Origin of the sequence: Steroidobacter sp. (assembly GCF_036402275.1) — a bacterium.
Lineage (GTDB): Bacteria > Pseudomonadota > Gammaproteobacteria > Steroidobacterales > Steroidobacteraceae > Steroidobacter.
This window is the reverse complement of sequence record NZ_DASWTF010000033.1, coordinates 293,152-315,169: the sequence shown is the minus strand read 5'-3', so window position 1 is coordinate 315,169 and position 22,018 is coordinate 293,152. Positions and strand designations below refer to the sequence as shown.

Below are 22,018 nucleotides of genomic sequence, written 5' to 3'. Positions count from 1 at the left end.
ACATCAGCCCACGCGCACCGGGACGAAGATCTGTCCGCCTTCGCGCTCGATCAGCAGCGCGACGATCTTGCCCTTGGTCTTGCGCGCGGCGCTCTTCAGATCGTCCACGGATTTCACCGCCTTGCCGTTGACGCCGAGGATGATGTCGCCCCGTTGCACGCCGGCCATGGCGGCCGGACCATCGGCGTCTTCGACGACCAGCTCGCCGTCCGTCTCAGCCTGGCGCTTCTCTTCCTGCTCCAGGGGACGCACGACCAGGCCAAGCTTCGCCGTCTCGTCGGCTTCGACATCGTCACGGTTGGCGACCTTGACGCCTTTCTCGACGATCTCCACCGGCTTCGCGGTCAGGCGCTTGGTGCCGCCGTCACGCCACACTTCGATGTTGACCGTGCTGCCGGGCTTCTTGGATGCGATCATGCCGGGCAACTGCGAGGATGTTTCGATCTCGGCGCCGTCGACCTTGAGGATCACGTCGCCCGCCTTGATGCCGGCCTTCGCGCCCGGACCGTCGTCTTCGACCATGCCGACCAGCGCGCCGCGCGGACGGTCGAGGCCGAACGACTCGGCGAGCTGGGCATTCACGTCCTGAATCGACACGCCGATGCGGCTGCGAGTGACTCTGCCGTTGGACACCAGCTGCTGCTGCACGTTGCTCGCCACATCGATCGGAATGGCGAACGACAGACCCATGTAACCGCCGCTGCGGCTGTAGATCTGCGAGTTGATGCCCACGACTTCGCCGTCCAGATTGAACAGCGGGCCACCGGAATTACCCGGGTTCACGGCCACGTCGGTTTGAATGAACGGCGCGTAGTTGCTGCCGGGCATGGAGCGCGACGTTGCGCTGACAATGCCGGCGGTGACGCTGTTCTCGAAGCCGAACGGCGAGCCGATGGCGATCACCCACTCACCGGGACGCAGCTTGGAAGCATCGCCGATTTTCACGGTCGGCAGGTTCTTGCCATCGATCTTCAGCACGGCCACGTCGGTCGCCGGATCGGAGCCGATCACCTTCGCGGTGTACTCACGGCGGTCGGTGGTCTTCACTGTGACTTCTTCGGCGTTCTCCACCACATGCGCGTTGGTGAGGATGTAGCCGTCGGAGGTCACGATGAAGCCGGAGCCTTCACCGCGGGGCTGAGGCATTTGCTGGCCGCCGCGGGGCATGGGCTGTCCGAATCGGCGGAAGAACTCGTAGAACGGATCGTTGGGGGACATGCCCGGAATGTCGGCCACGGGCTGCGCCTTGCCGACGACAGCGACATTCACCACGGCGGCGCCGTAGTGCTCAACCAGGGACGCGAAATCGGGCAGGGCCGCGGCGACATTGCGCGAGGCCGTCGCGATCGCCGGCGGCGGGCTCGATGCAGCCGTCTGAGCCGGGCTGTTCTCCGCAAAGCTGCCGGAGCAGCCGGCCATGGCGATACCAAGGACAGTGGCCGCAGTGACCACGGTGACGCGAGCTCGATTGAAGCGTTGTCTGACAAGCATTGTTGCTCCTCCCACGAGGTTTTAAATCCAATGCTGGTGAGACGCCCCACCCCCGCCAAAGTTTGCGGCAAGTAGGCTTTATTACGGCGTTTTAATGCTGGCGCGCAGTTCTTCCAATTCCTGGCGTAAAGCGGCCACCTGCTCCTCCAGATGGAGCACGCGGGCTTGTAATGAGGGAGTCGGCGCGGTGGTCGGCGCGTTTGGCTGCGGTTCAGCGGCGCCCTCTTCGGATGTGGACGGAAACACTTCTTCGCCACTGAACAAGTGCGCATAGCGCGAATCGCGACGGCCGGGTTCGCGCGGCAACTGCTTAACGAACGGACCATCGGGGCGGGTAGCGAGATCTTCAAGGGCCGACTCGACTTCCGCACCATCTTTCAATTCCGCCATGCGCGGCACGCGAGAGCGCAGCTCGCCGGGCGTCTGCGGCCCGCGGACCAGGAGCTCGCAGATGATGGCCGTCTGCACCGGGGTGAATTCGAACGAGCCGAAGCCGGTATTGCAGAAGCGGTGCTGGTACTTGGGCACGCGGCTGCCAAAGCCCGACTTTTCCAGCACCAGATGCTTTTTCACCAGGCCCTCGACGCACTCCTGCACTGCGCGCTCCTCCAGGCTCAGCACCGGGTCGCGGTTGCTCTTCTGATTGCACGCATTGGTCAGCGCGTTGAGCGACAGCGGGTATTGATCCGGCGTGGTGATGGCCTTTTCGATCAGGCTGCCGATCAACCGGGCTTCCAGGGCGGACAGGTAGGTGTTCATAAGCCGCTTATGCAGTTTGGTTTGGGGAATATAAAGGATTGGCCCAATTAGGAAATCGTGCCTTCATCGACCGGACTGTTACCACTACAATCACGGTCCATACCACGCCCCGGGCTTAAGCAGCCTTACTACCTTGCGCAACCTGTCCCTACCGCTCGATGCCATGGAGCCGGATCCGGCTGTCGCCGTTGGTCCGGCTGCTCGTCTGCGCGAAATCCCCTACAACTACACCTCGTTCTCGGATCGCGAAATCGTGATCCGCCTGTTGGGCGAGCCGCTGTGGGCCATTCTCGACGAGCTGCGCAGCGAGCGCCGCACCGGCCGCTCGGCGCGGATGTTGTACGAAGTGCTGGGCGACATCTGGGTCGTGCAGCGAAATCCCTATCTGCAGGACGACCTGGTCGACAACCCCAAGCGTCGCCGGCTGCTGATCGAGGCCCTGCATCACCGGCTCAACGAGATCGAGCGCCGCCGCGACGTTTCCGATCCTGAGCGCGACCGTAAAGTCGGCGAGTTGCTGCAGGCAGCGCGGCGCGCCGTGGAATCGTTCGCGACCGACTTCGATCGCCTGGTGCAGCTTCGCAAGCGCGCGCGGCGTCTGCTCGAACGTCACACTCGCGACGACAATATTCGCTTCGATGCTTTCGCGCGTGTGTCGCACGTGACGGATGCGACCGATTGGCGTATCGAATATCCGTTCCTGGTGCTGTCGCCGGATACGGAACATGAGATTCCCGCGCTGGTGCGTACGTGCATCGAGCTCGGGCTTACCATCATCCCTCGTGGCGGTGGCACTGGTTACACCGGTGGCGCGATCCCATTGACGCCGCTCTCTGCTGTCATCAACACAGAGAAATTGGAAACATTGGGCGAGATCGAGACCATCGACATTCCCGGTGCTTCCGCGCCCGATGCGAAGGTGGCGACGATTTTCAGCGGCGCTGGCGTGGTGACTCGTCGTGTCTCCGATGCGGCCGAGCGCGCTGGCCTGGTGTTTGCTGTGGATCCGACGTCCGCGGATGCATCTTGCATCGGTGGCAACGTCGCGATGAACGCCGGCGGTAAGAAGGCGGTGTTGTGGGGCACGGCGGTCGACAATCTCATGTGGTGGCGCATGGTCGACCCGGACGGCAACTGGCTGGAGGTCACCCGGCTCGATCACAATCGCGGCAAGATTCACGATGTCGAAGTCGCCAAGTTCGAATTGATCTGGAAGGACGGTCGCGACAATCCCTCGCGTGCCCGCGTGCTGCGCACGGCTCGCGTCGATATCGAAGGTCGCAAGTTCCGTAAGGCCGGGCTCGGTAAAGACGTCACCGATAAATTCCTCGGTGGTCTGCCCGGCGTACAAAAGGAAGGTTGCGACGGCGTGATCACGTCGGCGCGCTGGATCCTGCATCGCATGCCGAAGCACACGCGCACCGTGTGCCTGGAGTTCTTCGGGCACGCGCGGCATGCGATTCCGTCTATCGTCGAAATCAAAACATTCCTCGACAACGAAGCGCGCACCACCGGTGTGCAGCTGGCCGGTCTGGAGCATCTCGACGAGCGTTATCTGCGCGCTGTCGGATATGCCACGAAGTCGAAGCGCGGCGCTTTGCCCAAGATGGTGCTGCTCGGTGACATCGTTGGCGACAACGAGGACGCCGTGGCGCGTGCGACTTCCGAAGTCGTGCGTATTTCCAATAGCCGTGCCGGTGAGGGCTTCGTTGCCGTCAACCCGGACGCGCGCAAGAAATTCTGGCTGGACCGTTCGCGCACGGCCGCGATCGCGAAACACACCAACGCCTTCAAGATCAACGAAGACGTGGTGATTCCGCTGGAGCGGATGGGCGACTACACCGACGCCATCGAGCGCATCAACATCGAGCTGTCGTTCGCCAACAAGATCAAGATGCTCCGCGAGCTGCGGGATTTCTTCGAGACTGAGCTGCCATTGGGCAAGGTCGACGATCCCGATTTGGTCAGCGTGTCGCGCGCCGAGTTGCTCGGCGATCGGCAGATCCAGGCTCAGCAGGTGATCGCGGATACGCTCGCGCGTTGGACGTATCTCGCCGAACATTTGGATACACCGCTCAGCGAGGCGTTGCCGCAGCTGACTTCGCTCGGCTTTGCCCCGCTGCGGGGTGATTTCGAGCGTCGCGTCGAGCGCGAGCCGCACGTTCGTATTTTCGATCTAGTGCAGGATCGTTCGTTGCGTACGTCGTGGAAGACGGAAGTGCGCGCCCATTTGCGTCGCCTGTTCGTCGGCGGCGCGTGCCTCCCGATCCTCGAGGCGGTGGAACAAATCCACAAACGCGTGCTCCGTGGTCGCGTGTGGGTGGCGCTGCATATGCATGCCGGCGACGGCAACGTGCACACCAACATTCCGGTGAACTCCGACGATTACGAGATGCTGCAAACGGCGAATCACGCCGTCGAGCGCATCATGAAGATCGCTCGCGGTCTGAACGGCGTGATCTCGGGCGAGCACGGCATCGGCATCACCAAGCTGGAGTTCCTGACGGACGCCGAAACGGAAGAGTTCCGTCGCTACAAGGATCGCGTCGATCCGGACGGGCACTTCAACAAGGGCAAGCTGATGCCGGGCGGCGATCTGCGCAATGCGTATACGCCCAGCTTCAACCTGATGGGACACGAGTCGCTGATCATGCAGCAGTCCGACATCAACTCGATCTCGGACGCCATCAAGGACTGTCTGCGTTGTGGCAAGTGCAAGCCCGTGTGTGCGACGCATGTGCCGCGCGCGAACTTGTTGTACTCGCCGCGTAACAAGATTCTGGCGACGTCGCTGCTCATCGAGGCGTTCCTGTACGAAGAGCAGACGCGCCGTGGCGTGTCGCTGCGTCACTGGGACGAGTTCTCGGATGTGGCCGACCATTGCACGGTCTGTCACAAGTGCGAGAAGCCTTGCCCGGTGAACATCGACTTCGGCGATGTGTCCATGGCGATGCGCGATCTGCTGCGTCGAATGGGCAAGAAGCGCTTCAATCCCGGCACGGCCTCGGCGATGTTCTTCTTGAACGCCACCAATCCGCAGACCATCAAACTGGCGCGCACGGCCATGATGGAGTGGGGCTTCAAGGCGCAGCGCATGGCGAATCGCGCGTTCAAAGTGGTGGCCAATGCGCAGACGGCGCGTCCGCCCGCGACGACGGGCAAGCCACCGGTGCGCGAACAGGTGGTTCACTTCGTCAACAAGAAGATGCCGGGTGGGCTGCCGAAGAAGACGGCGCGTGCTTTGTTGGATATCGAGGATCGGCACTACGTGCCCATCATTCGCGATCCGTCGCGCACGACAAGCGATTCGGAGGCGGTGTTCTATTTCCCTGGCTGCGGATCGGAACGTTTGTTCTCGCAAGTCGGCTTGGCCACGCAGGCGATGCTGTGGAAGGTCGGTGTGCAGACGGTTCTGCCGCCGGGCTATCTGTGCTGTGGCTATCCGCAGCGAGGCGCGGGGCAGTTCGACAAGGCCGAGAAGATCATCACGGACAATCGCGTGCTGTTCCATCGCGTCGCGAACACGTTGAACTACCTCGACATCAAGACGGTGGTGGTCAGTTGCGGAACCTGCTTCGATCAGCTGCAGGGCTACAAATTCGACGAGATCTTCCCGGGCTGCCGCATCATCGACATTCACGAGTTCCTGATGGAACGCGGCGTGAAGCTCGAAGGCGTGACCGGCGTGCGCTACATGTATCACGACCCCTGTCACACGCCGATGAAGAGCTACGACCCTTTGAAGGTCGTGAACACGCTCATCAACGATCAGGTGAACGGCAAGGTCGAGAAGAACGACCGCTGCTGCGGCGAGTCCGGCACATTCGCTGTCTCTCGTCCCGACGTGGCCACGCAGGTTCGCTTCCGCAAGGAAATCGAAATGCGCAAGGGCGCGGAGAAACTTCGCGCCGATGGCTTCAAGGGTGACGTGAAAATTTTGACGTCGTGCCCATCCTGCATGCAGGGCCTGAAGCGTTATAACGACGACGCGGATGTGGATGCTGACTACATCGTTGTCGAGATCGCCAAGCACGTGCTCGGAGCGAACTGGCTGCCGGAGTATGTGCAGAAAGCTAACGCCGGCGGCATCGAGCGCGTGCTGGTGTGATTAGAAAGCCGGGGCTGGCCTGTGCAGCCAGCCCCGGAGTTCTAGGTCAGCGTCCCCACAACCGATTCAGCAGATTGGTTTTCCGCTGATCGAAGTTTTGCCACTGACCCCAGCCTGCGGTGTTGGAGATTGGGTCGTAGGCGTGGCCATACCAGCCGGCGGTGTCGCCGGATTCTGGGTTGATGGACCAGTAGCAGCCTTCGATGTTTTTGCTGACCATGTAGTCGACGAACGCGTCCTGCCACTGCGCATCGACGCCGGGCGTGATGTGCGACCAGCGGTCGCGATCGCGGATGCTGGCTTGGCCGAGCGGCCAGTCGAGGTTGCCGCCGAATTCGCCAACCACCACGGCGTAACCCTGGTCCCTCAGATAGCCGAAGTGCTCTTCCCAACCAGCCCGCAACTGCGTCGGGTTGATCACGATGTTGCAGTTCGCGTCGCCGGCTTCGTCGCCTTCCAAGCCAGCGCACTGAGGCTGAGCCGGATCCATGAACATCCGCTGCACGAACACCGACGGACCGTAAGTGTGCGGCGAGAACACCAAGCGTTCTTTAGGAATATTGATCGGGTTGGTTCCTGCTTCGAACAGGTTCTCGCCCCAGTTCGGGTTGGATGCCGCGGCTCCGTGAGGAACCGCAGTGGTCGAGGTCGGCGTGCCGTCCTGCGTGCCAGCCACCGTGCCGATGCCCTGCACGAACAGCAGCGTATTCGGGTTCACGGAATTGATGGCTGTATACGCAGCTTCAGTGAGCGCTTTCCACTCCGCCCAGGTGTAGTCGTGCGGCTCGTTATAAATGTCGATGCCGATGATGTTGTCGACACCGAGCTGTGTTCCGAGGCCAGCCAGCGTGCGCAGGTTATCCAGCCACGTAGCCTGGTTGTACGGATGCGTGGTGGTCACCGTGCTCGGATTGCCACTGGCCGCGCACGAGTAGTTCTCTCGTGTGTAGTCATAGTTTTCGCGAGTCGCATCGACCCAAGGTGGACGCGCATCCAGACGGCCCTTTCTCCAGCCCACATAGTTCGAGCACGAGTGGACGTCGAGCATGACCTCGATGTTGTTCTGATCGGCCGCTACGATGAATTGCTCCAGCGCCAGCCGCGAGTTGGCCACGCGCACGGATGAATGATTCTTCAGATACGGGTCGCGGCCTTGCGGATTGTTTGCATCCAGTGTCTGCGGCACGACCGGCAGGCGCACCACGTTGATGCCCATGCCGGTGATCTCGGTCATGGTCTGCTGAATCGTGCGGCCAGTGCCGGCGTTGCCGTTCGCCCAGGAGGTATTGCCAATGTAAAGCTCCATCGGCGCACCGCTGGGATTGATGGGATCGTCGGAAGGTTCGTGACGACCCTCCAGACCGAACCACGATCCGCAGCGCACGGGGAACGCCTGGCCATTCTTGGTGATGCGGCCAGTAGGATCGACGCGGAACACCGCGCCACCCGAGCTGGTCGACCTCGACACGGTGATCGTCGCCGAGGTGTAGCCTGTGGCAGCAGCGGTGAATGTCGAAGTTGCTGTCGCCGTACCCGCAGCCGCGGTGAAAGTCACATTCACGCCCGTGTTCCAGTTCGAGCTGTTGAGGGTGACGCTAGTGGGCGAGTGCGTGATCGCTGTGCTGCCCGTGCGCGTGATCGTCACCGTCACCGGGCTCGCCGGCGAAGCGCCCAAGCGAATCGAGGAAGTGCCGGTAGTGCCGCCAGGGAGCTGCAACGAAGTCGGCGTCGCGGTGATAGAAAGCGTCGACGTCCCGCCAATCGTGAACGGCACCGCTGCGGTCGCCGTGCTCAAGGACGGCGTGCCGTTATCGAACGCCGTTGCTTGCGCGGTGTGACTACCGTTAGCCAGGCCCGTTGCGTTGAAGCTGTACGGTGAGCTCGTGTCCGTGCCCACCAGGCTGCCATCCACACGGAATTCAACACGACTCACCGCGCCACCAGGATCGCTCGCTGTCGCGGCCAGTGTCACCGCCGAACCAGCGGGAAATGTTTGACCGCTGGTGGGGCTGCTCAGGCTGATCGTCGGCGGCGTGTTGCCAGTCCCGCCACCGGTGCAAGCCGTGCCGTTGAGCGTGAAGCCCGTCGGCGTGCCAACCGTGCTGGTAAACGTGCCATTGAAGCCCGCCGTGAACGTTGCACCGCTGCCGATGCTCTGATTCCACGACGCGTTGCTCGACACAGTCACCTGCGCGCTGCCGGCCGGTTGGGAGAACGTGACCGGCCAACCATTCTGCACGCGCTCGCCATTGGTGAACGTGAACGTCAAGGTCCAGCCGTTGGTGATGGCCGGGCCCGTGTTCATGATGGCGATGTTCGCGCCGAAGCCGTTACCGCCTTCCCAACTCTTGGTGTAGGTGACCTGGCAAGCCGCGCTTTGCGCGAAGGCGCCCGAGGCCGCCGCCAGGTAACAAACAACCAACGTGAGGCAAGACAGGATCCATCGCACCGGGGCCGCGGACGAAAGAGGCCGAAGCCCCTTCGCCCGCAGCACAGGCGCTGCCGACGTACGATGAACGAATGAACGAAGCATGATCATCCTCCGTGTTGATGCCTCAGAACGTGCCGCTTTGGGTGTACTGCGTTCCACCGCTGGTGTAGGTCACCGTGTAGGTGTCACCCGCGGTCGGATGGCTCGTGCCCGTGCCGCCAAACTGCGCGGCGAACGTGCGATTCGTTCCAGGACTGAGCGTCAGTCCCGAACCGAGCGTGTATTGATAAGTGATCGCGGAGCTCGTGCTCGAGTTGGTCTGCGTGACCTGGCCGCCAAGCGTGTTGTATTGGCCGGCGTAGCTGACGCCCGTGGTTCTCTGCACGACGATCGTGACCGACAACGCAGTAACCGCCGCGGTGTTGGAGATGCGCAGCTGTTGCTCGTTGTAGTACGGACTCGCGGAAGTGATGGCCGGCGTCACCGTCAATCCGCCGTTGCCAGTAGTGGGTGGCGTGACCTGCAGGAACGCGCTCTGGATGCCGGCCGAGTTCTGCGCGTACACGCGATTGGCGGTTGCGCTCTGCTGTGGCACCACCTGGCTTTGTGCATTGAGCACACCGACGCGGACTGCGCCGTTCCCTGCATTGACGGCCTGGCCCAAGGCCAGCGGCCAGGCGGTGGCGGCAGCGTTTGCTGCGGTGATCGTCAGCGGAGTCGTTGGCCAGAACGCATCCTGTCCGCTCGTCGATACTGTGCGAACAGAAACGCGGTCGCCAACTGTGAGTGTGCGCGACTCTGAAGTCAGAGGTCCCAGATCGAACCACTGCGAGGCAGTGTTTGCCGGTCGATGCACGAACGTGCGCGTCGCACTATCGGAAGAACCGCCGCTCGATACGACCAAGGAGACAGTAACGTTGGCGGACGCTTGCGGAGTGCCCATCGTCAGTGTCGCGACCGACTGATTGGCGTTGGTCAATGTATAGAGCGAAGGATTCTGCGAGCTAACCGTCCACTGATAACTCAGGTTTGAACCGATCGAGCCGCGCCCATCGAGCGTGATCGAGCCGGCGCCTTCGAACTCGGCGACGTCAGGAGACAGTGCGATCGCCGCATCCAGCGTCGGTCCCGTCCCGCCCTGAAACATCGCGTCTATGCAGCCGTGGAAACGTTCGAACGTCCACTGATTGCGTCCCCACTCGGCGTAGATCACATGCCGGCCGGTACGCGCCGGCACGTTACAACGCGTCTGAAAAGTCGCGGCGCCCGGATTGGGAATCACGTCCGGGTTGGCGTTCGGAGTCGCGTCGTTGTAATTCAGGACGCAGAACGGCTGGTCCTCGAAATCGTTGAACGACAGCGGCGTGCCGACTTGATACTGAAAGCCCGGCTTGGTGATCCAGTAGCGGAACTCCTCGGTGTCCGAGAAGTGCGGGCCCCACGAGATATTCCAGGTGAACACCTTTGATCCGGCGGTCATCGGCACGGTGGGCCAGTTGATCGGCTGATCCCATGGAGTGGCCGCGCCGTTCCAGCTCTCGGAGTTGAAGCCGCAAACATTGTTTCGCGGCCCCACGCCCGAGCGGCCGGTGGTGTGCGTGAGCACGCTCATGAAACTGTAGCCGGCGTTGGGATCGATGCCGGGCGCGGTGAACGCCTGGCCGCAGACCGGATATTGCGCGGTCCCGTTCGCAACTTGATCGGGTTTAGTGATGGCGCCGCAGAACCAGTTGCGTGCCGGCGGGTCCTGAATGAGACCATGGCCGTTGGCGCCGCTCACGATGAGCAGCAGCGCTGTCAGCAGCATGGTCCGTAGTGCGTCGAGCCTCATACATCCTCCGTTGAAGTCTGAAGTCCCGTGCCTCGCTCCGATGTTTGCTCCGCCAGATCCGGCGCGCGAGGCGGCGCCGGCTCTGGCGTTTGTTTCTTACAGCGGCGGATACGCGTTCTGTAACAGCTGCTGGAATTGCGCGGGGAACCAATGACCGGAGAGTGGCGCATTGGGCAACGCACCGGTCGCGTTGTTGTTATTGCGCGGGTTGCCGCCGTACGTTGGATCGCACATGCGGTCGAAGCCCTTGCCTTCGTCATTCGGAATTTCCTCGCTCGCGCCATCGGATTCGCCAGGCGGCTTGATCCAGACATACGCGTCGATGCCAGCTGCCGGAGCGGCGCGTGGACGCTCGCCCAAGCCTGCGCCGCTCGGATTGCACCAGTTGCCTTTATGAATGCGTCGGTCGACGCGCGAGGCGTCGATGCGAGTATTGAGATCGGCCGCGGCGCTCGGACCGGTCGGACGATTCGGGCCGCCCCAGCCGTTGCGCGACGTGTCGATCAGCATGCCGATGTTGGCGTCGAAGCCGGCCGTGACAGCACGCTGGCGGAACGCCTGCGCGTACGTCAGCTCGTCGTTGAATTGATTCCAGTCAATCCAGCGCGACGGACGCGTAGTGTTATCGACAACGATATACGGCTCCTGCAGCGCCGACGTGTTGGCGGTGTTGGTGATGAAGCCGTGTACGTTCGCCAGCGTGCTGCCGGAGGCGGTCGCGGCCGTCCGTATCATGTCCACGGACGGACCCAAGTTGGTGTCCCAGCCGAGCCAGCCGTGATGACCGGCGTCGACGTAGTTATAAACATTCGGAATCGCGCCGAAGGTGGCGAGCGCATAGCCCACTCCGTCAACGTAGCCGCGATTCTGCAGCATCGTGTCACATTGCGCCGTGCCGGTGGGGCGGGTCGTGACGTTCGTGACCAGATTCGGCAGCGAGTCGATCTCGATGATCAGCACGATGCGCAGGCTGGCGTACTCGGGCCGCCGTAGGATGGCCGCGATGGGATCGATGTATTCGGCCTTGTAGCGTGGCAGTTCGTTCGGGCCGAGCTCGCCGGCCGAGGCGAGGGCGGAGCAGTCGCGTCCAGGCAGGTTGTAGATCACGATCTGAATGACCATGGGCGTGGCGCCGTTCGCCTGGTCCTGCGCCACCGCTTCGTTCAAGTGATCGACCAGACCCATCGTGCCGGTGGTGGGGCTGTTGTTGCCGGCAATCGCGCTGATGCGATCCAGCCACACGCCAGTGGGCTGCATGGAAATCGCGCTGCCGCCACTTGCGGCCGCGTTCGCTCGCCACTGCGGATTGTTATAAACGCCGGAGCTGATGTACGGGTTGTCGACGCGGCCGGTGACTGGACCCGTGCGCGTCACTGAGACTGTGCCCGATGTGTAACCCGAAGCAGCGGCGGTGAACGTCGAAGTTGCAGCTGCTGTTCCCGCGGCTGCTGTGAACGTGACATTCACGCCCGTGTTCCAGTTCGTGCTGTTGAGCGTGACGCTGGTGGGCGAGTGCGTGATCGCCGTGCTGCCCGAGCGCGTAAGCGTCACCGTGACAGGGCTCGCCGGCGAGGCGTTCAAGCGAATCGAGGATGTGCCGCTAGCGCCACCCGCCAGAGACAACGTGCTCGGCGTCGCGCTGATGGCCGGCGTGACTGTTCCCTGAATGGTGAAGGGCACATTGGCGGTCGCGGTGCTCAGCGCCGGCGTGCCGTTGTCGAATGCGGTGGCCTGTGCAGTGTGACTGCCCGAAGCAAGACCCGTCACATTGAAGCTATAGGGCGAGGTCGTGTCCGTGCTCACGAGATTGCCATCGACGCGGAACTCGACGCGGCTGACTGCGCCGCCCGGATCGCTAGCTGTCGCGGCAAGCGTTACGGCCGAGCCGGAGGGGAATGTTTGACCGCTGGTCGGGCTCGACAAGCTGACGATCGGCGCCGTGTTGCCGGTGCCGCCACCGTTGCAAGCCGTGCCGTTGAGCGTGAAGCCGGTGGGTGTGCCCGCCGTGCTGGTCATCGTGCCATTGAAGCCCGCAGTGAACGTCGCACCGCTGCCGATGCTCTGATTCCACGACGCGTTGCTCGACACAGTCACCTGCGCGCTGCCGGCAGGCTGAGAAAACGTTACGGGCCAACCGTTCTGGATCCGCTCTCCGTTGGTAAACGTGAACTGCAACGTCCAGCCGTTGGTGATCGCCGGGCCGGTGTTCATGATGGCGAGGTTCGCGCCGAAGCCGTTGCCGCCTTCCCAGCTCTTGGTGTACGTGACCTGACAACCGGCGGCTTGACCGAAAGCCTGCGTTACGCCCAGACAGCAAACGAACAGCACAGCAAACAACCAGCGAACCGCGTGCAAGGGCGCGACAGGTTCGCGATTCCAGATCGATGAGCAAAGCATGTGGTCCTCCCATATCGGCGGCGAATAGCGGGCGCACGCGCCGATCCGTGACAGACGGGCGCACGCGGTCGGAGCCGAAGCCGGCGCCGGCACTCGAGAAAGGCTGAGTTGGAATTGAGGCGCTAACCTCGCCGCGGCCCGTAGCGTGAGCCGGCGCGAGTGCGAGTTTTCAGCGCAGTTGCGGGTCCCCAGGACCCATGTCGTCCGTCCATGTCACGACCCCCTGAGAAGGCATCGTGCTCGTGCGTCTATTCGCGCATTCGCAGCGATGCGTAACGATCCTTGGTTTCGAGCGATCCGCACCATGGGCCAATTGACTAACGCTGTCAACATGCAAAGTTTTGCCATTCGAGCCAATTGGAGACATGAACAGACAAGCGGCAAGCGCTTGTTTGCAAGCAAATCAGCATTATTGCGATTGCAGGGCGAGTCATTGCGCAGTCAATCGTTCGATATCTACGCCGCACCGTGGTGCGCGCTCTACGGATACGAATTTTTTGCTGTCGTCGGTTGCCGGCGCTCGTTCTTTGCAGGCAGCGACCGCGTCGCTACACTCGTTCACTTTCATCACAGGGGAACGTCATGAGCCGGGATCTGCACACCGATATCGCCAACGTGTTCTCGCGCATGGAGCTGAATCGCCGGCACATGATGGTCAGCGGTCTGGCCGCGGCCGGCTTCGCGCTTGCCGTGCAGCCCATCGGGGCCGCCACCATCATCACCGACGCCAGCGGCATCGAAGCCAGCGACGTGAAGATCAAAGTCGGCGAGGAAACACTGCCGGGCTACCGCGCCATGCCGGCCAAGGGCGGACCGTTCCCGGTGGTGCTGGTCGTGCAGGAGATCTTCGGCGTGCACGAGCACATCAAGGATATTTGCCGTCGTTTCGCCAAGGCGGGCTATTACGCGATCGCGCCCGAGTTGTATTTCCGACAGGGCGATGTCTCCAAGCTGAAGACGATCGATGAGATCCGGCCCATCGTCGCCAAAGTGCCCGATGCACAGGTGATGGCCGATCTGGACGCCACGGTGGAGTTCGCGCAGAAGTCCGGCAAGGGCGATGTGGCGAAGCTGGGCATCACCGGTTTCTGCTGGGGTGGCCGCATCGTGTGGTTGTATGCCGAGCACAGCAAGCAACTGAAGGCCGGCGCGGCCTGGTACGGACGTCTGGTTGGCGATCCCAGCGAGAATCAGCCGAAACATCCGGTCAATGTGGCGCCTGATCTGAAGGCGCCGGTGATCGGCCTGTATGGCGGCAAGGACCAGGGCATTCCGCTCGACACCGTCGAGCAGATGCGTGTGGCGCTCAAGAAGGCGAAGGTGGATGCGGAGATTGTCGTGTATCCAGAGGCTCCGCACGCCTTCCTCGCCGACTACCGTCCGTCTTACGTCGAGGCAGACGCGAAGGATGCGTGGCAGAAGATGCTGGCGTGGTTCAAGAAGTACGGCGTGGCGTAAAATCGCTAACCCCCTTTGCGGAGATTCTGGATGAAGTGTCGCTCGCTCTTGATCAGCGCCTGTCTCGGTGTGTTGTCGGCAGCTTCCGCCAGCGGCGCGGAAAGCTCCGCCGCGAATGTCATCGAGCACTACGGCCTGCAACAGGGCGACACGCCCGTGAAGGAGCGCAAGGGCTGGCGACAGCCCAAGCGCATTCTGATCGGCGGCTTCGCCGCGCGGTCGGGCCCGGTGCTGCAGTCCGTTGCGCCGGGCGTGGAATTCATCGTCGCCGGCACGCCGGAAGCTAAATCCAAGATCGCGAGCGTCGACGCAGTCATCGGCGTCTGCGACGCCGACATGGTCAACGCCGGCAAGTCCATTCGATGGATTCAGCTGGTGACCGCGGGCGTCGAGAACTGCGTGTCCATTCCCGCCGTCAAGGAACGAAACATTCTCGTCACCAACATGCAGCGCATTACCGGCCCCATCATTGCCGAGCACGCCATTGCCATGACCTTGGCGTTCACGCGTGGTCTCGATTTGTATATACCCGCGCAGGCTCGTGGTGAATGGGATCGAAGCGTGCCGCCGGGTCGTATGGCTGTGGTCAACGGCAAGACCATGCTCGTGGTGGGGCTCGGCGGTATCGGCACCGAAGTGGCGAAGCGCGCGCACGCACTCGGCATGAAAGTAACGGCGACGCGCAACAGCGGTCGCACCGGCCCCGACTTCGTGAGTTACGTCGGCCTGCCGGATGAATTGCCGAAGCTGGCGAGCGAGGCCGACTTCATCGTGAATACCGCGCCGCTGACGCCACAAACAAAAGGCATCTTCAATGCCGAGCTGTTCGCGAAAATGAAACCGACTGCGTATCTGATCAACGTCGCACGCGGCGGCAGCGTCGTGACATCGGATCTGATTGATGCGTTGAAGAGTAATAAGATCGCGGGCGCGGGTCTCGACGTGACGGATCCCGAGCCGCTGCCCTCCGATCATCCGCTGTGGAAGGCGCCGAACGTCATCATCACGCCGCACATCTCCAGCAGCTCGGATCTCGGCCAGGACGCGCAGATGGAAGTTGTGCGCGAGAACCTGCGACGTTACGCGGCGGGCGACAAGATGTTGTCGGTGGTCGACGTAGCGCGCGGCTATTGATAACCGACAGTCGGCTTTCGCGATTGCGGCCGATAACGGAACCGGCCGCTCGCTGCGAGCGTTTCGCCGACACTACCTCGTTTGGCATTTTTGCAAGTTTCCATAGCGATGTCCGCGCGTAACGGTAACTCTTCTTTGTTCCAACCCGGCCGCAATTGCTGGCGAGTGGAGAAGGCGCAGCGCGCGGCGTTCATGATCGACGGCGACGCGTATTTCACCGCCTTCGTCGACGCCGCTCGCAAAGCCAAGCGATCCATCCTGATCACCGGCTGGGATTTTCACAGCCGCACCCGGTTGTTGTGCCGTGATCCCAGCGATTGCGAGCTGGAGCTCGGCGACTTCTTGAACGGGCTGGTCCGGCGCAATCGCCATCTGCATATTCATATCTTGATCTGGGACTACCCCGTGATCTTCGGCCTGGATCGGGAGTGGGCGCCGTTCTACGGCCTTGGATGGCAGCCGCACCGGCGCGTGCACTTCCGTTACGACAACACTCATCCCACCGGCGGCTCGCATCATCAGAAGATCGTGGTCGTCGACGACGCCGTGGCGTTCAACGGCGGGATCGATCTGACGTTCCGTCGCTGGGACACCAACGAGCACTCGCCGACCAACGAGCATCGCCAGGTGAAAGGCACCGCCTATCCGCCGTTTCACGATTTGATGATGGCGGTCGAGGGCGACGCCGCGCGCTCGCTCGGCGATCTGGTCCGTGAGCGCTGGCGCAAAGCCACTGGCGAAGTCATTCGTCCGCCGGCCGCGCAACGACGAATGTTTCGTCGCAAAGCCGCCGCCGAGGAGATGAAGACGTCGCGCTGGCCGCAGTCTCTCGCCGCTAATGTTTCAGATGTGCATGTCGGCATCTCGCGCACGGAGCCTGCGGTCAACGGCAGCGAAGGCGTCCGAGAGATCGAGGCGTTGTACCTGGACATGATCGCCTCGGCGAAAAACAGCATTTATATCGAGAACCAATATTTCACCGCGGACAAAGTCGGCGACGCCCTAGCGGCACGCTTGGCCGAGCCCGATGGTCCCGAGGTCGTGGTGGTGCTGCGTGAGCTGAGTCATGGCTGGCTGGAAGAGCTGACCATGCAGACCTTGCGTACGCGTTTGGTGCAAAAGTTGCGGGACGCGGACCGATATAACCGTTTCCGCGCCTTGTATCCGTTCATTGCCGGATTGAAGGAAGGCACCTGCATCGACGTCCATTCCAAAATGATGGTGATCGACGACGACATCGTGCGCATCGGCTCGGCCAACCTGGCGAATCGTTCCATGGGCCTGGACACCGAATGCGACCTCACTATCGAAGCGCGTGGCAGGGAAGATGTGCAGCAACAGATCCGCGAGTTGCGCTCGCTGCTGCTGGCCGAGCATCTCGGGTTCGAAGTAAAGCAGGTCGAGCAGGCGGTCGCTGCCGCCGGCAATCTGCGAGACGCTATCGAACATCTGCAGCGCGAGGATCGTACTCTCCGTCCGCTGTCTGAAGCGCCGCCGGTCTCGGAAACGTTGATGAATGTCATCAGCGTCGCGGATCCGGAAAGACCCGTCGAACTGAGCGATCTTGCGCTGATCTTCAGTCCGCGCGCCCCCGAGCCCAGCATGGCTGAGCAACATGGCGGCGCGTTTGTCACCGACAAGTCCGGGTTTACGGACGCGACCCCGGTTCCCACCGGACCCTCCTGGGGCAAGCTCGCCGTCATCGCCGCGGGATTGATCGCTCTGACGGCGCTATGGCAGTTCACGCCCCTCGCCGAATATCTCGACGGCAATCGCATCACCGGCTGGGCGCGCGACGTAGGTAAGACATGGTGGGTGCCCGTACTGACGCTGCTGGCGTACACGCCTGCTTCGTACGTGATGTTTCCCAGACCGTTGATCACGTTGTTCGCGGTGATCGCCTATGGACCGATCTGGGGTTTCATCATCGCCATGAGTGGCATCCAGGTCGCGGCGTGGACCACGTATGTGGCCGGCAAGCGTCTCGAGCCCGGCACGGTACGGCGCATGGCTGGCGCGAAGTTGGACCAGATTCTGCAAGTCTTGCGTCGTCGCGGATTGCTCGCGATGACGGCGTTGCGACTCGTACCGCTGGCGCCGTTCGCCGTGGAAGGCGTCGTGGCCGGCGCGATTCGCATGCGCATGTGGGAGTTCTTGCTAGGGACGGCGATCGGCATCCTGCCAGGCACGCTCACGTCGACGGTGTTCGGCGATCAGCTGTCGGCGTGGCTCGACGATCCCGCTCGCATCAACTATTGGGCGATCGCCCTGGTGCTGTTCCTGCTCGGCGGCGCAACCTGGTTCGTGCGGCGTTGGCTGATATCGTCGGCAGCAAGTCACTCGCGAGATGGCGTCCGCGACGCGCGCACTGTCTGAGACCGACGTCCAGGGCGACGCGGTCGAGACGCCGGCGCCCGGCGTGCGCCGCATCTCCATCGGTTCGTACAACATCCATAGTTGCGTCGGCATGGACTTGCGTCGCTCGCCATCGCGCATCGCCAGCGTGCTCAAGGAGCTCGACTGCGACATCTACGCTTTGCAGGAAGTCGATAACGAGCCGGGCGAGGAGGACGATTCGCAGCAGCTCGAATATCTCTCCGAAGCGATGGACATGGCGGCGATCCCCGGCCTGCGCATCGTGCGACACAGTGGCGAGTATGGAAATGCGTTGCTGACTCGCTTTCCAGTGCTCAGCGTGCATCGACATGACCTGAGCTACGGCAAATGGCTGGAGCCGCGCGGCGCGCTCGATGTCGAACTGGATGTGGGCGGCCGCGCGTTGCGTGTCATTGCCACACATCTGGGCCTCAGCAGATCGGAGCGGCGCTTTCAGTGGCGGCAGCTCCTCGCGGCGGTTTCATCTTCGCCGCCAGAGCATCCGACCGTGGTGCTCGGCGATATGAATGAATGGTTCCCGAGTGCGGGCACATTGCGCGACGCTCATAAAATATTGGGCGAAGCCCTGGCGCCGCCGGAGTTTCCGTCGTTCTGGCCGTTTCTCGCACTGACGCGAATCTGGGTACGGCCAGTGCAAGCGATCGTCTCTGTCAAGGTTCACAGCACGCCGCTGGCCAAGCGAGCGTCAGATCATTTGCCGTTGCGCGCTGAGATCGACGTGGAGCGATTCCATCTTAAATGACTCGGGATCGGGCATCCTGCCACGACCCTCGTGCGAGTCGGCAAAAGGCGCGACTTTTGCCGATCGCTCGCCACCTGTGGTGGCGGGGTACATCCCTGTACCCGTATTGTTCTTAATGCGAGGCCAGAATCCTCGACTTGCTGGTTTCGTACTGCGCTTCCGTCAGCACGCCCAACTCGCGCAAGCGATGATGCTCGCGCATCTCATCGCGAAGGAACGTCTGTGGAGGCTGCGGTCGCGCGGCCTTGGCGGCATTGATGCTCTTGATGAGCTCGACGAAAAACTTCTTTCCCTCACGCGCGCTGCCGATGGCGCCGGTCACGCTCACCAACGTGACACCGCCGTGAACGCTGGTGAATTCCAGCGATTCGGTGGTGCGACGTAGAAACATCAACACGGATCCCACCGAAGCCAGCAGCGCGGCCACCGCGGTGATGAGCACAGGACTGAGCCACTCCGCGGCGGTCTGCGGCCACAGCATCGACAGCGCGGCGGTGGCGAGCGCCGCCAGGCTGACGGCCAGCGCCAGCCAGAACCACGCGATGTGACGCACGATCATCGGCTTGGCATTAGCGAAACGCAGATCGAAATCGTACTTCTTGGGCTCGATGTCCGGGCGGGTGAGCTGCACCGACAGGAAATGATCGTCGAGCAACGCCAGCTGCGTCACGCAGCCGCGCAGTCTGCTAGCCAGGGTGTAATTGAGTCGAGTCTTGCGATGGGGGCGCTTTTTTGGAGCGGCCAGGCTCTCGTCATGGCCCCCTTCGATGGAAATGTGTTCGGCGCGAGCGCGGACGGGGCGTGCTTCAGGCTCCTGCATCGTCGTTTCGGCCGCTGCGTTCACATCCTGACCTCTGAATCCGAGCTTCGTCATTGCACGAAGGCAATGCCACTGGATCGGGATGCTAGGACTGTGACGAAGTCGGCAACGAGAACTTCGTCACACTCGCGCAGGCTCGTGTGGTCGCCCGCCGACAATTTGCGGGAGTCCCCGAGCGCAACAGGGCAAGTGTTAAATTTGAGTGCGGGGCATCAACCGAAGACCCACCCCCTGCCCCCTCCCGTGCACGGGAGGGGAAAACCATTTTTTTATTTTTCTCTCGGAAACAGGATCGGAAACGAGGCGAGCGCATCAACCGTTCGCGATGTCGATGAAGCGCAGGAACTCGTTGCGCGTGCGCGCGTCTTCGCGGAAGTCGCCGAGCATTTTACTGGTGATCATGGACACGCCCCGCTTGTGGACACCGCGAGTGGTCATGCATTGATGGATGGCGTCGATGACGACGCCCACGCCCCGCGGCTTGAGCACGTCGTTGATGCAACGGGCGATCTGCGCGGTGAGCTTCTCCTGGACCTGAAAGCGGCGCGCGTAGCCGTCCACGACCCGGGCCAGCTTGCTGATGCCGACCACTTTGTTGGTCGGCAGGTAGCCCACGTGCGCCTTGCCGATGATGGGGGCCATGTGATGCTCGCAATGACTCTCGAACTCGATGTCGCGCAGGACGATCATCTCGTCATACCCCTCGACCTCCTCGAAAGTGCGGCGCAGGTAGTCGGCGGGATCGCTGAGATAGCCCGAGAACCAGTCGCGATAGGCGGTCACCACGCGCTTGGGGGTGTCCCTGAGGCCCTCCCGCAGCGGATCTTCCCCCGCCCAGCGCAACAGCGTTTCGACGGCCTGGCGCGCGTCCTCTTCGCTCACCGTGGGCGCCTGTACGTGCGCTTCCGGGATCCAGCCGTTGACGGACTTTTTCGTGGTCGGGCCTTTTCTCTTGGTCATGGAGGCTAGGTTACCATCCTTCACCGGCAGGGATTACCATGCGCGGCCTTCAGCGGGTCAACGAGGAAGAGGAAACAACATGCGAGCTTGCCTGGCCTCGATGGTCGTCATGGCCGCCCTGTTCGGCTCCGGCGCGGTGCGCGCCGAGATCGTCAGCGCCGCTCCGAGCGGTTTCAATCTGCGCCACACCGTCGAGGCGCCCAACGTCGCGCCGCCGGTGATCTGGGCCGCGCTGTCCGATGTCGCCAAGTGGTGGGACCCTGAGCACACCTATTCGGGCGACGCTCGCAATCTCACTCTCGAGCCGAATGTGCGCGGCTGCTTCTGTGAAAAGCTCAGCCTTTATGCTGGCATCGAGCATGGGACCGTGGTGTATGCGCAGCCGGCGAAGACGTTACGAATCAACGGTGCGCTCGGGCCATTGCAGGAGTTCGGCGTGAACGGCGTGATGACCTGGCAGATCGAATCGGCCGCGGGCGGCTCCCGCATCACGTTTACATACAACGTCGGCGGCTTCGCCGACCGGCCGCTGTCCGATTGGGCGCCCATCGTCGACGAGGTGCTCGGCGGTCAGCTGCAGCGGCTGGCGCGCTACGTCACCGCGGGCAACCCGGAACAGCCCAAGCAGACGCCGGAACCACCCAAGCAATAAAAACATTGCACGTTTAGGAGGATTCTCATGCGCATTCGTGCCTTGTTGGTTGCCGCCGCCGCGGTCCTGGCGACGGCGTGTCAAACCGTGCAGACCACTCAGCCCGGAACGATCGGCGTGGACCGCAAACAAATGATGGCCGTGTCCGCCGAAAAGGTGGACGAGGGCGCCAAGGCTGCTTACGACCAGGAAGTGAACAAGGCGCGCTCGGCGGGCGCCTTGAACAAGGACAAACAGACTTACGACCGCGTGCAGAAGATTTCGCAGCGGCTGATCCCGCAGACCAAGACGTTCCGTCCCGACGCTCCCGGCTGGGCTTGGGAAGTCAACGTGCAGAGCTCCGAAGACGTGAACGCGTACTGCATGCCCGGCGGCAAGATCATGGTCTACACGGGCCTGATCGACGTCATCAAACCGACGGACGCCGAGCTCGCCGCGGTGATCGGCCACGAAATCGCGCATGCCCTGCGCGAACATTCACGCGAACGATTGTCACGAGCGTATGCCGAACAACTGGTGCTCGCTGGCGTAGCCGTTGCCACTGGGGCCGAGCAATCGACCATGCAGATTGCCAGTCAGATCTCCGCTGTGACATTCACGTTGCCGCACAGTCGCGAGCAGGAAGCTGAAGCCGATCGCATCGGCCTGGAATTGATGGCGCGCGCCGGCTTCGACCCGAATGCGGCCGTGACGCTGTGGCAGAAGATGTCCAAGGCCGGTGGCGGCGGCCCGCCCGAATTTCTGAGCACTCACCCGTCGGGCGAGTCGCGCATCAAAGATCTGGAGAAGAATGTGCCGCGCGTGCTGCCGCTATATCAGGCAGCCGCGAAGTAACTAA

The 22,018-nt window shown here is 62.4% G+C and carries 15 protein-coding genes and 1 pseudogene; 8 read left to right on the top strand and 8 right to left on the bottom strand.

The features are described 5' to 3' along the window. Positions 1-3: 3 nt before the first annotated feature. Both VGD45_RS16835 and VGD45_RS16830 read right to left on the bottom strand, forming a co-directional pair. Entirely contained in the window at positions 4-1,491 is a 1,488-nt protein-coding gene (locus VGD45_RS16835) for a DegQ family serine endoprotease (RefSeq protein ID WP_331156489.1), read from the bottom strand. A gap of 81 nt (positions 1,492-1,572) precedes the next feature. Then, positions 1,573-2,250 (bottom strand): YceH family protein, encoded by a 678-nt coding sequence (locus VGD45_RS16830; protein WP_331156488.1) that lies wholly within the window; start codon positions 2,248-2,250, stop codon positions 1,573-1,575. A 163-nt stretch (positions 2,251-2,413) separates the two neighbouring features. Here VGD45_RS16830 and VGD45_RS16825 point away from each other — a divergent pair, with 163 nt between their 5' ends. Next, positions 2,414-6,358, top strand: a complete 3,945-nt coding sequence (locus VGD45_RS16825; RefSeq protein WP_349263301.1) for an FAD/FMN-binding oxidoreductase — start codon at positions 2,414-2,416, stop codon at positions 6,356-6,358. Between the two features lie 46 nt (positions 6,359-6,404). Here VGD45_RS16825 and VGD45_RS16820 read toward each other — a convergent pair whose 3' ends face one another. From VGD45_RS16820 to VGD45_RS34375, 4 genes and pseudogenes are all read right to left on the bottom strand, one after another. Further along, positions 6,405-8,891 (bottom strand): cellulase family glycosylhydrolase, encoded by a 2,487-nt coding sequence (locus tag VGD45_RS16820; protein WP_331156486.1) that lies wholly within the window; start codon positions 8,889-8,891, stop codon positions 6,405-6,407. Between the two features lie 22 nt (positions 8,892-8,913). After that, on the bottom strand, positions 8,914-10,620 hold the full coding sequence (locus tag VGD45_RS16815) for a lytic polysaccharide monooxygenase (protein ID WP_331156485.1): 1,707 nt from the start codon (positions 10,618-10,620) through the stop codon (positions 8,914-8,916). A 96-nt stretch (positions 10,621-10,716) separates the two neighbouring features. Beyond that, positions 10,717-12,543: a glycoside hydrolase family 6 protein gene (locus VGD45_RS16810; protein ID WP_414717585.1), complete on the bottom strand. Its 1,827-nt coding sequence runs from the start codon at positions 12,541-12,543 to the stop codon at positions 10,717-10,719. Positions 12,544-12,594: 51 nt separating this feature from the next. Further along, positions 12,595-13,017 (bottom strand): annotated as a pseudogene (locus tag VGD45_RS34375) (cellulose binding domain-containing protein); the annotation flags it as partial. 268 nt (positions 13,018-13,285) lie between these two features. On the opposite strand from VGD45_RS34375, the gene VGD45_RS16805 reads away from it, so the two are divergent. The 5 genes from VGD45_RS16805 (at position 13,286) to VGD45_RS16785 (ending at position 18,748) form a co-directional block, all read left to right on the top strand. Continuing rightward, positions 13,286-13,603, top strand: a complete 318-nt coding sequence (locus VGD45_RS16805; protein WP_331156483.1) for a hypothetical protein — start codon at positions 13,286-13,288, stop codon at positions 13,601-13,603. Continuing rightward, the gene (locus tag VGD45_RS16800; protein WP_331156482.1) at positions 13,600-14,475 is read left to right on the top strand and encodes a dienelactone hydrolase family protein; all 876 of its coding nucleotides are present in this window, start codon (positions 13,600-13,602) and stop codon (positions 14,473-14,475) included. Before VGD45_RS16805 ends, VGD45_RS16800 begins: the two co-directional genes overlap by 4 nt. A gap of 30 nt (positions 14,476-14,505) precedes the next feature. Beyond that, positions 14,506-15,609 (top strand): D-2-hydroxyacid dehydrogenase, encoded by a 1,104-nt coding sequence (locus VGD45_RS16795; RefSeq protein WP_331156481.1) that lies wholly within the window; start codon positions 14,506-14,508, stop codon positions 15,607-15,609. Positions 15,610-15,717: 108 nt separating this feature from the next. After that, a complete protein-coding gene (locus VGD45_RS16790) occupies positions 15,718-17,985 on the top strand; it encodes a VTT domain-containing protein (protein WP_331156480.1) in 2,268 nt (755 codons plus the stop codon). Next, a complete protein-coding gene (locus VGD45_RS16785; RefSeq protein ID WP_331156479.1) occupies positions 17,957-18,748 on the top strand; it encodes an endonuclease/exonuclease/phosphatase family protein in 792 nt (263 codons plus the stop codon). Before VGD45_RS16790 ends, VGD45_RS16785 begins: the two co-directional genes overlap by 29 nt. A 112-nt stretch (positions 18,749-18,860) precedes the next feature. Here VGD45_RS16785 and VGD45_RS16780 read toward each other — a convergent pair whose 3' ends face one another. Together VGD45_RS16780 and folE are read right to left on the bottom strand one after the other, a co-directional pair. Then, a complete protein-coding gene (locus VGD45_RS16780; protein WP_331156478.1) occupies positions 18,861-19,622 on the bottom strand; it encodes a hypothetical protein in 762 nt (253 codons plus the stop codon). Between the two features lie 258 nt (positions 19,623-19,880). Then, entirely contained in the window at positions 19,881-20,528 is a 648-nt protein-coding gene (gene folE, locus VGD45_RS16775; RefSeq protein ID WP_331156477.1) for a GTP cyclohydrolase I FolE, read from the bottom strand. A gap of 79 nt (positions 20,529-20,607) precedes the next feature. Here folE and VGD45_RS16770 point away from each other — a divergent pair, with 79 nt between their 5' ends. Both VGD45_RS16770 and VGD45_RS16765 read left to right on the top strand, forming a co-directional pair. After that, the gene (locus VGD45_RS16770; RefSeq protein WP_331156476.1) at positions 20,608-21,180 is read left to right on the top strand and encodes an SRPBCC family protein; all 573 of its coding nucleotides are present in this window, start codon (positions 20,608-20,610) and stop codon (positions 21,178-21,180) included. Between the two features lie 27 nt (positions 21,181-21,207). Next, entirely contained in the window at positions 21,208-22,014 is an 807-nt protein-coding gene (locus VGD45_RS16765) for a M48 family metallopeptidase (protein WP_331156475.1), read from the top strand. Positions 22,015-22,018 lie beyond the last annotated feature (4 nt).

Coding starts and splice junctions, on each gene's coding strand:
- VGD45_RS16835 (WP_331156489.1), bottom strand. CDS start 1,491: ATGCTTGTCAGACAACGCTTCAATCGAGCTCGCGTCACCGTGGTCACT.
- VGD45_RS16830 (WP_331156488.1), bottom strand. CDS start 2,250: ATGAACACCTACCTGTCCGCCCTGGAAGCCCGGTTGATCGGCAGCCTG.
- VGD45_RS16825 (WP_349263301.1), top strand. CDS start 2,414: ATGGAGCCGGATCCGGCTGTCGCCGTTGGTCCGGCTGCTCGTCTGCGC.
- VGD45_RS16820 (WP_331156486.1), bottom strand. CDS start 8,891: ATGCTTCGTTCATTCGTTCATCGTACGTCGGCAGCGCCTGTGCTGCGG.
- VGD45_RS16815 (WP_331156485.1), bottom strand. CDS start 10,620: ATGAGGCTCGACGCACTACGGACCATGCTGCTGACAGCGCTGCTGCTC.
- VGD45_RS16805 (WP_331156483.1), top strand. CDS start 13,286: ATGCGTAACGATCCTTGGTTTCGAGCGATCCGCACCATGGGCCAATTG.
- VGD45_RS16800 (WP_331156482.1), top strand. CDS start 13,600: ATGAGCCGGGATCTGCACACCGATATCGCCAACGTGTTCTCGCGCATG.
- VGD45_RS16795 (WP_331156481.1), top strand. CDS start 14,506: ATGAAGTGTCGCTCGCTCTTGATCAGCGCCTGTCTCGGTGTGTTGTCG.
- VGD45_RS16790 (WP_331156480.1), top strand. CDS start 15,718: ATGTCCGCGCGTAACGGTAACTCTTCTTTGTTCCAACCCGGCCGCAAT.
- VGD45_RS16785 (WP_331156479.1), top strand. CDS start 17,957: ATGGCGTCCGCGACGCGCGCACTGTCTGAGACCGACGTCCAGGGCGAC.
- VGD45_RS16780 (WP_331156478.1), bottom strand. CDS start 19,622: ATGACGAAGCTCGGATTCAGAGGTCAGGATGTGAACGCAGCGGCCGAA.
- folE (WP_331156477.1), bottom strand. CDS start 20,528: ATGACCAAGAGAAAAGGCCCGACCACGAAAAAGTCCGTCAACGGCTGG.
- VGD45_RS16770 (WP_331156476.1), top strand. CDS start 20,608: ATGCGAGCTTGCCTGGCCTCGATGGTCGTCATGGCCGCCCTGTTCGGC.
- VGD45_RS16765 (WP_331156475.1), top strand. CDS start 21,208: ATGCGCATTCGTGCCTTGTTGGTTGCCGCCGCCGCGGTCCTGGCGACG.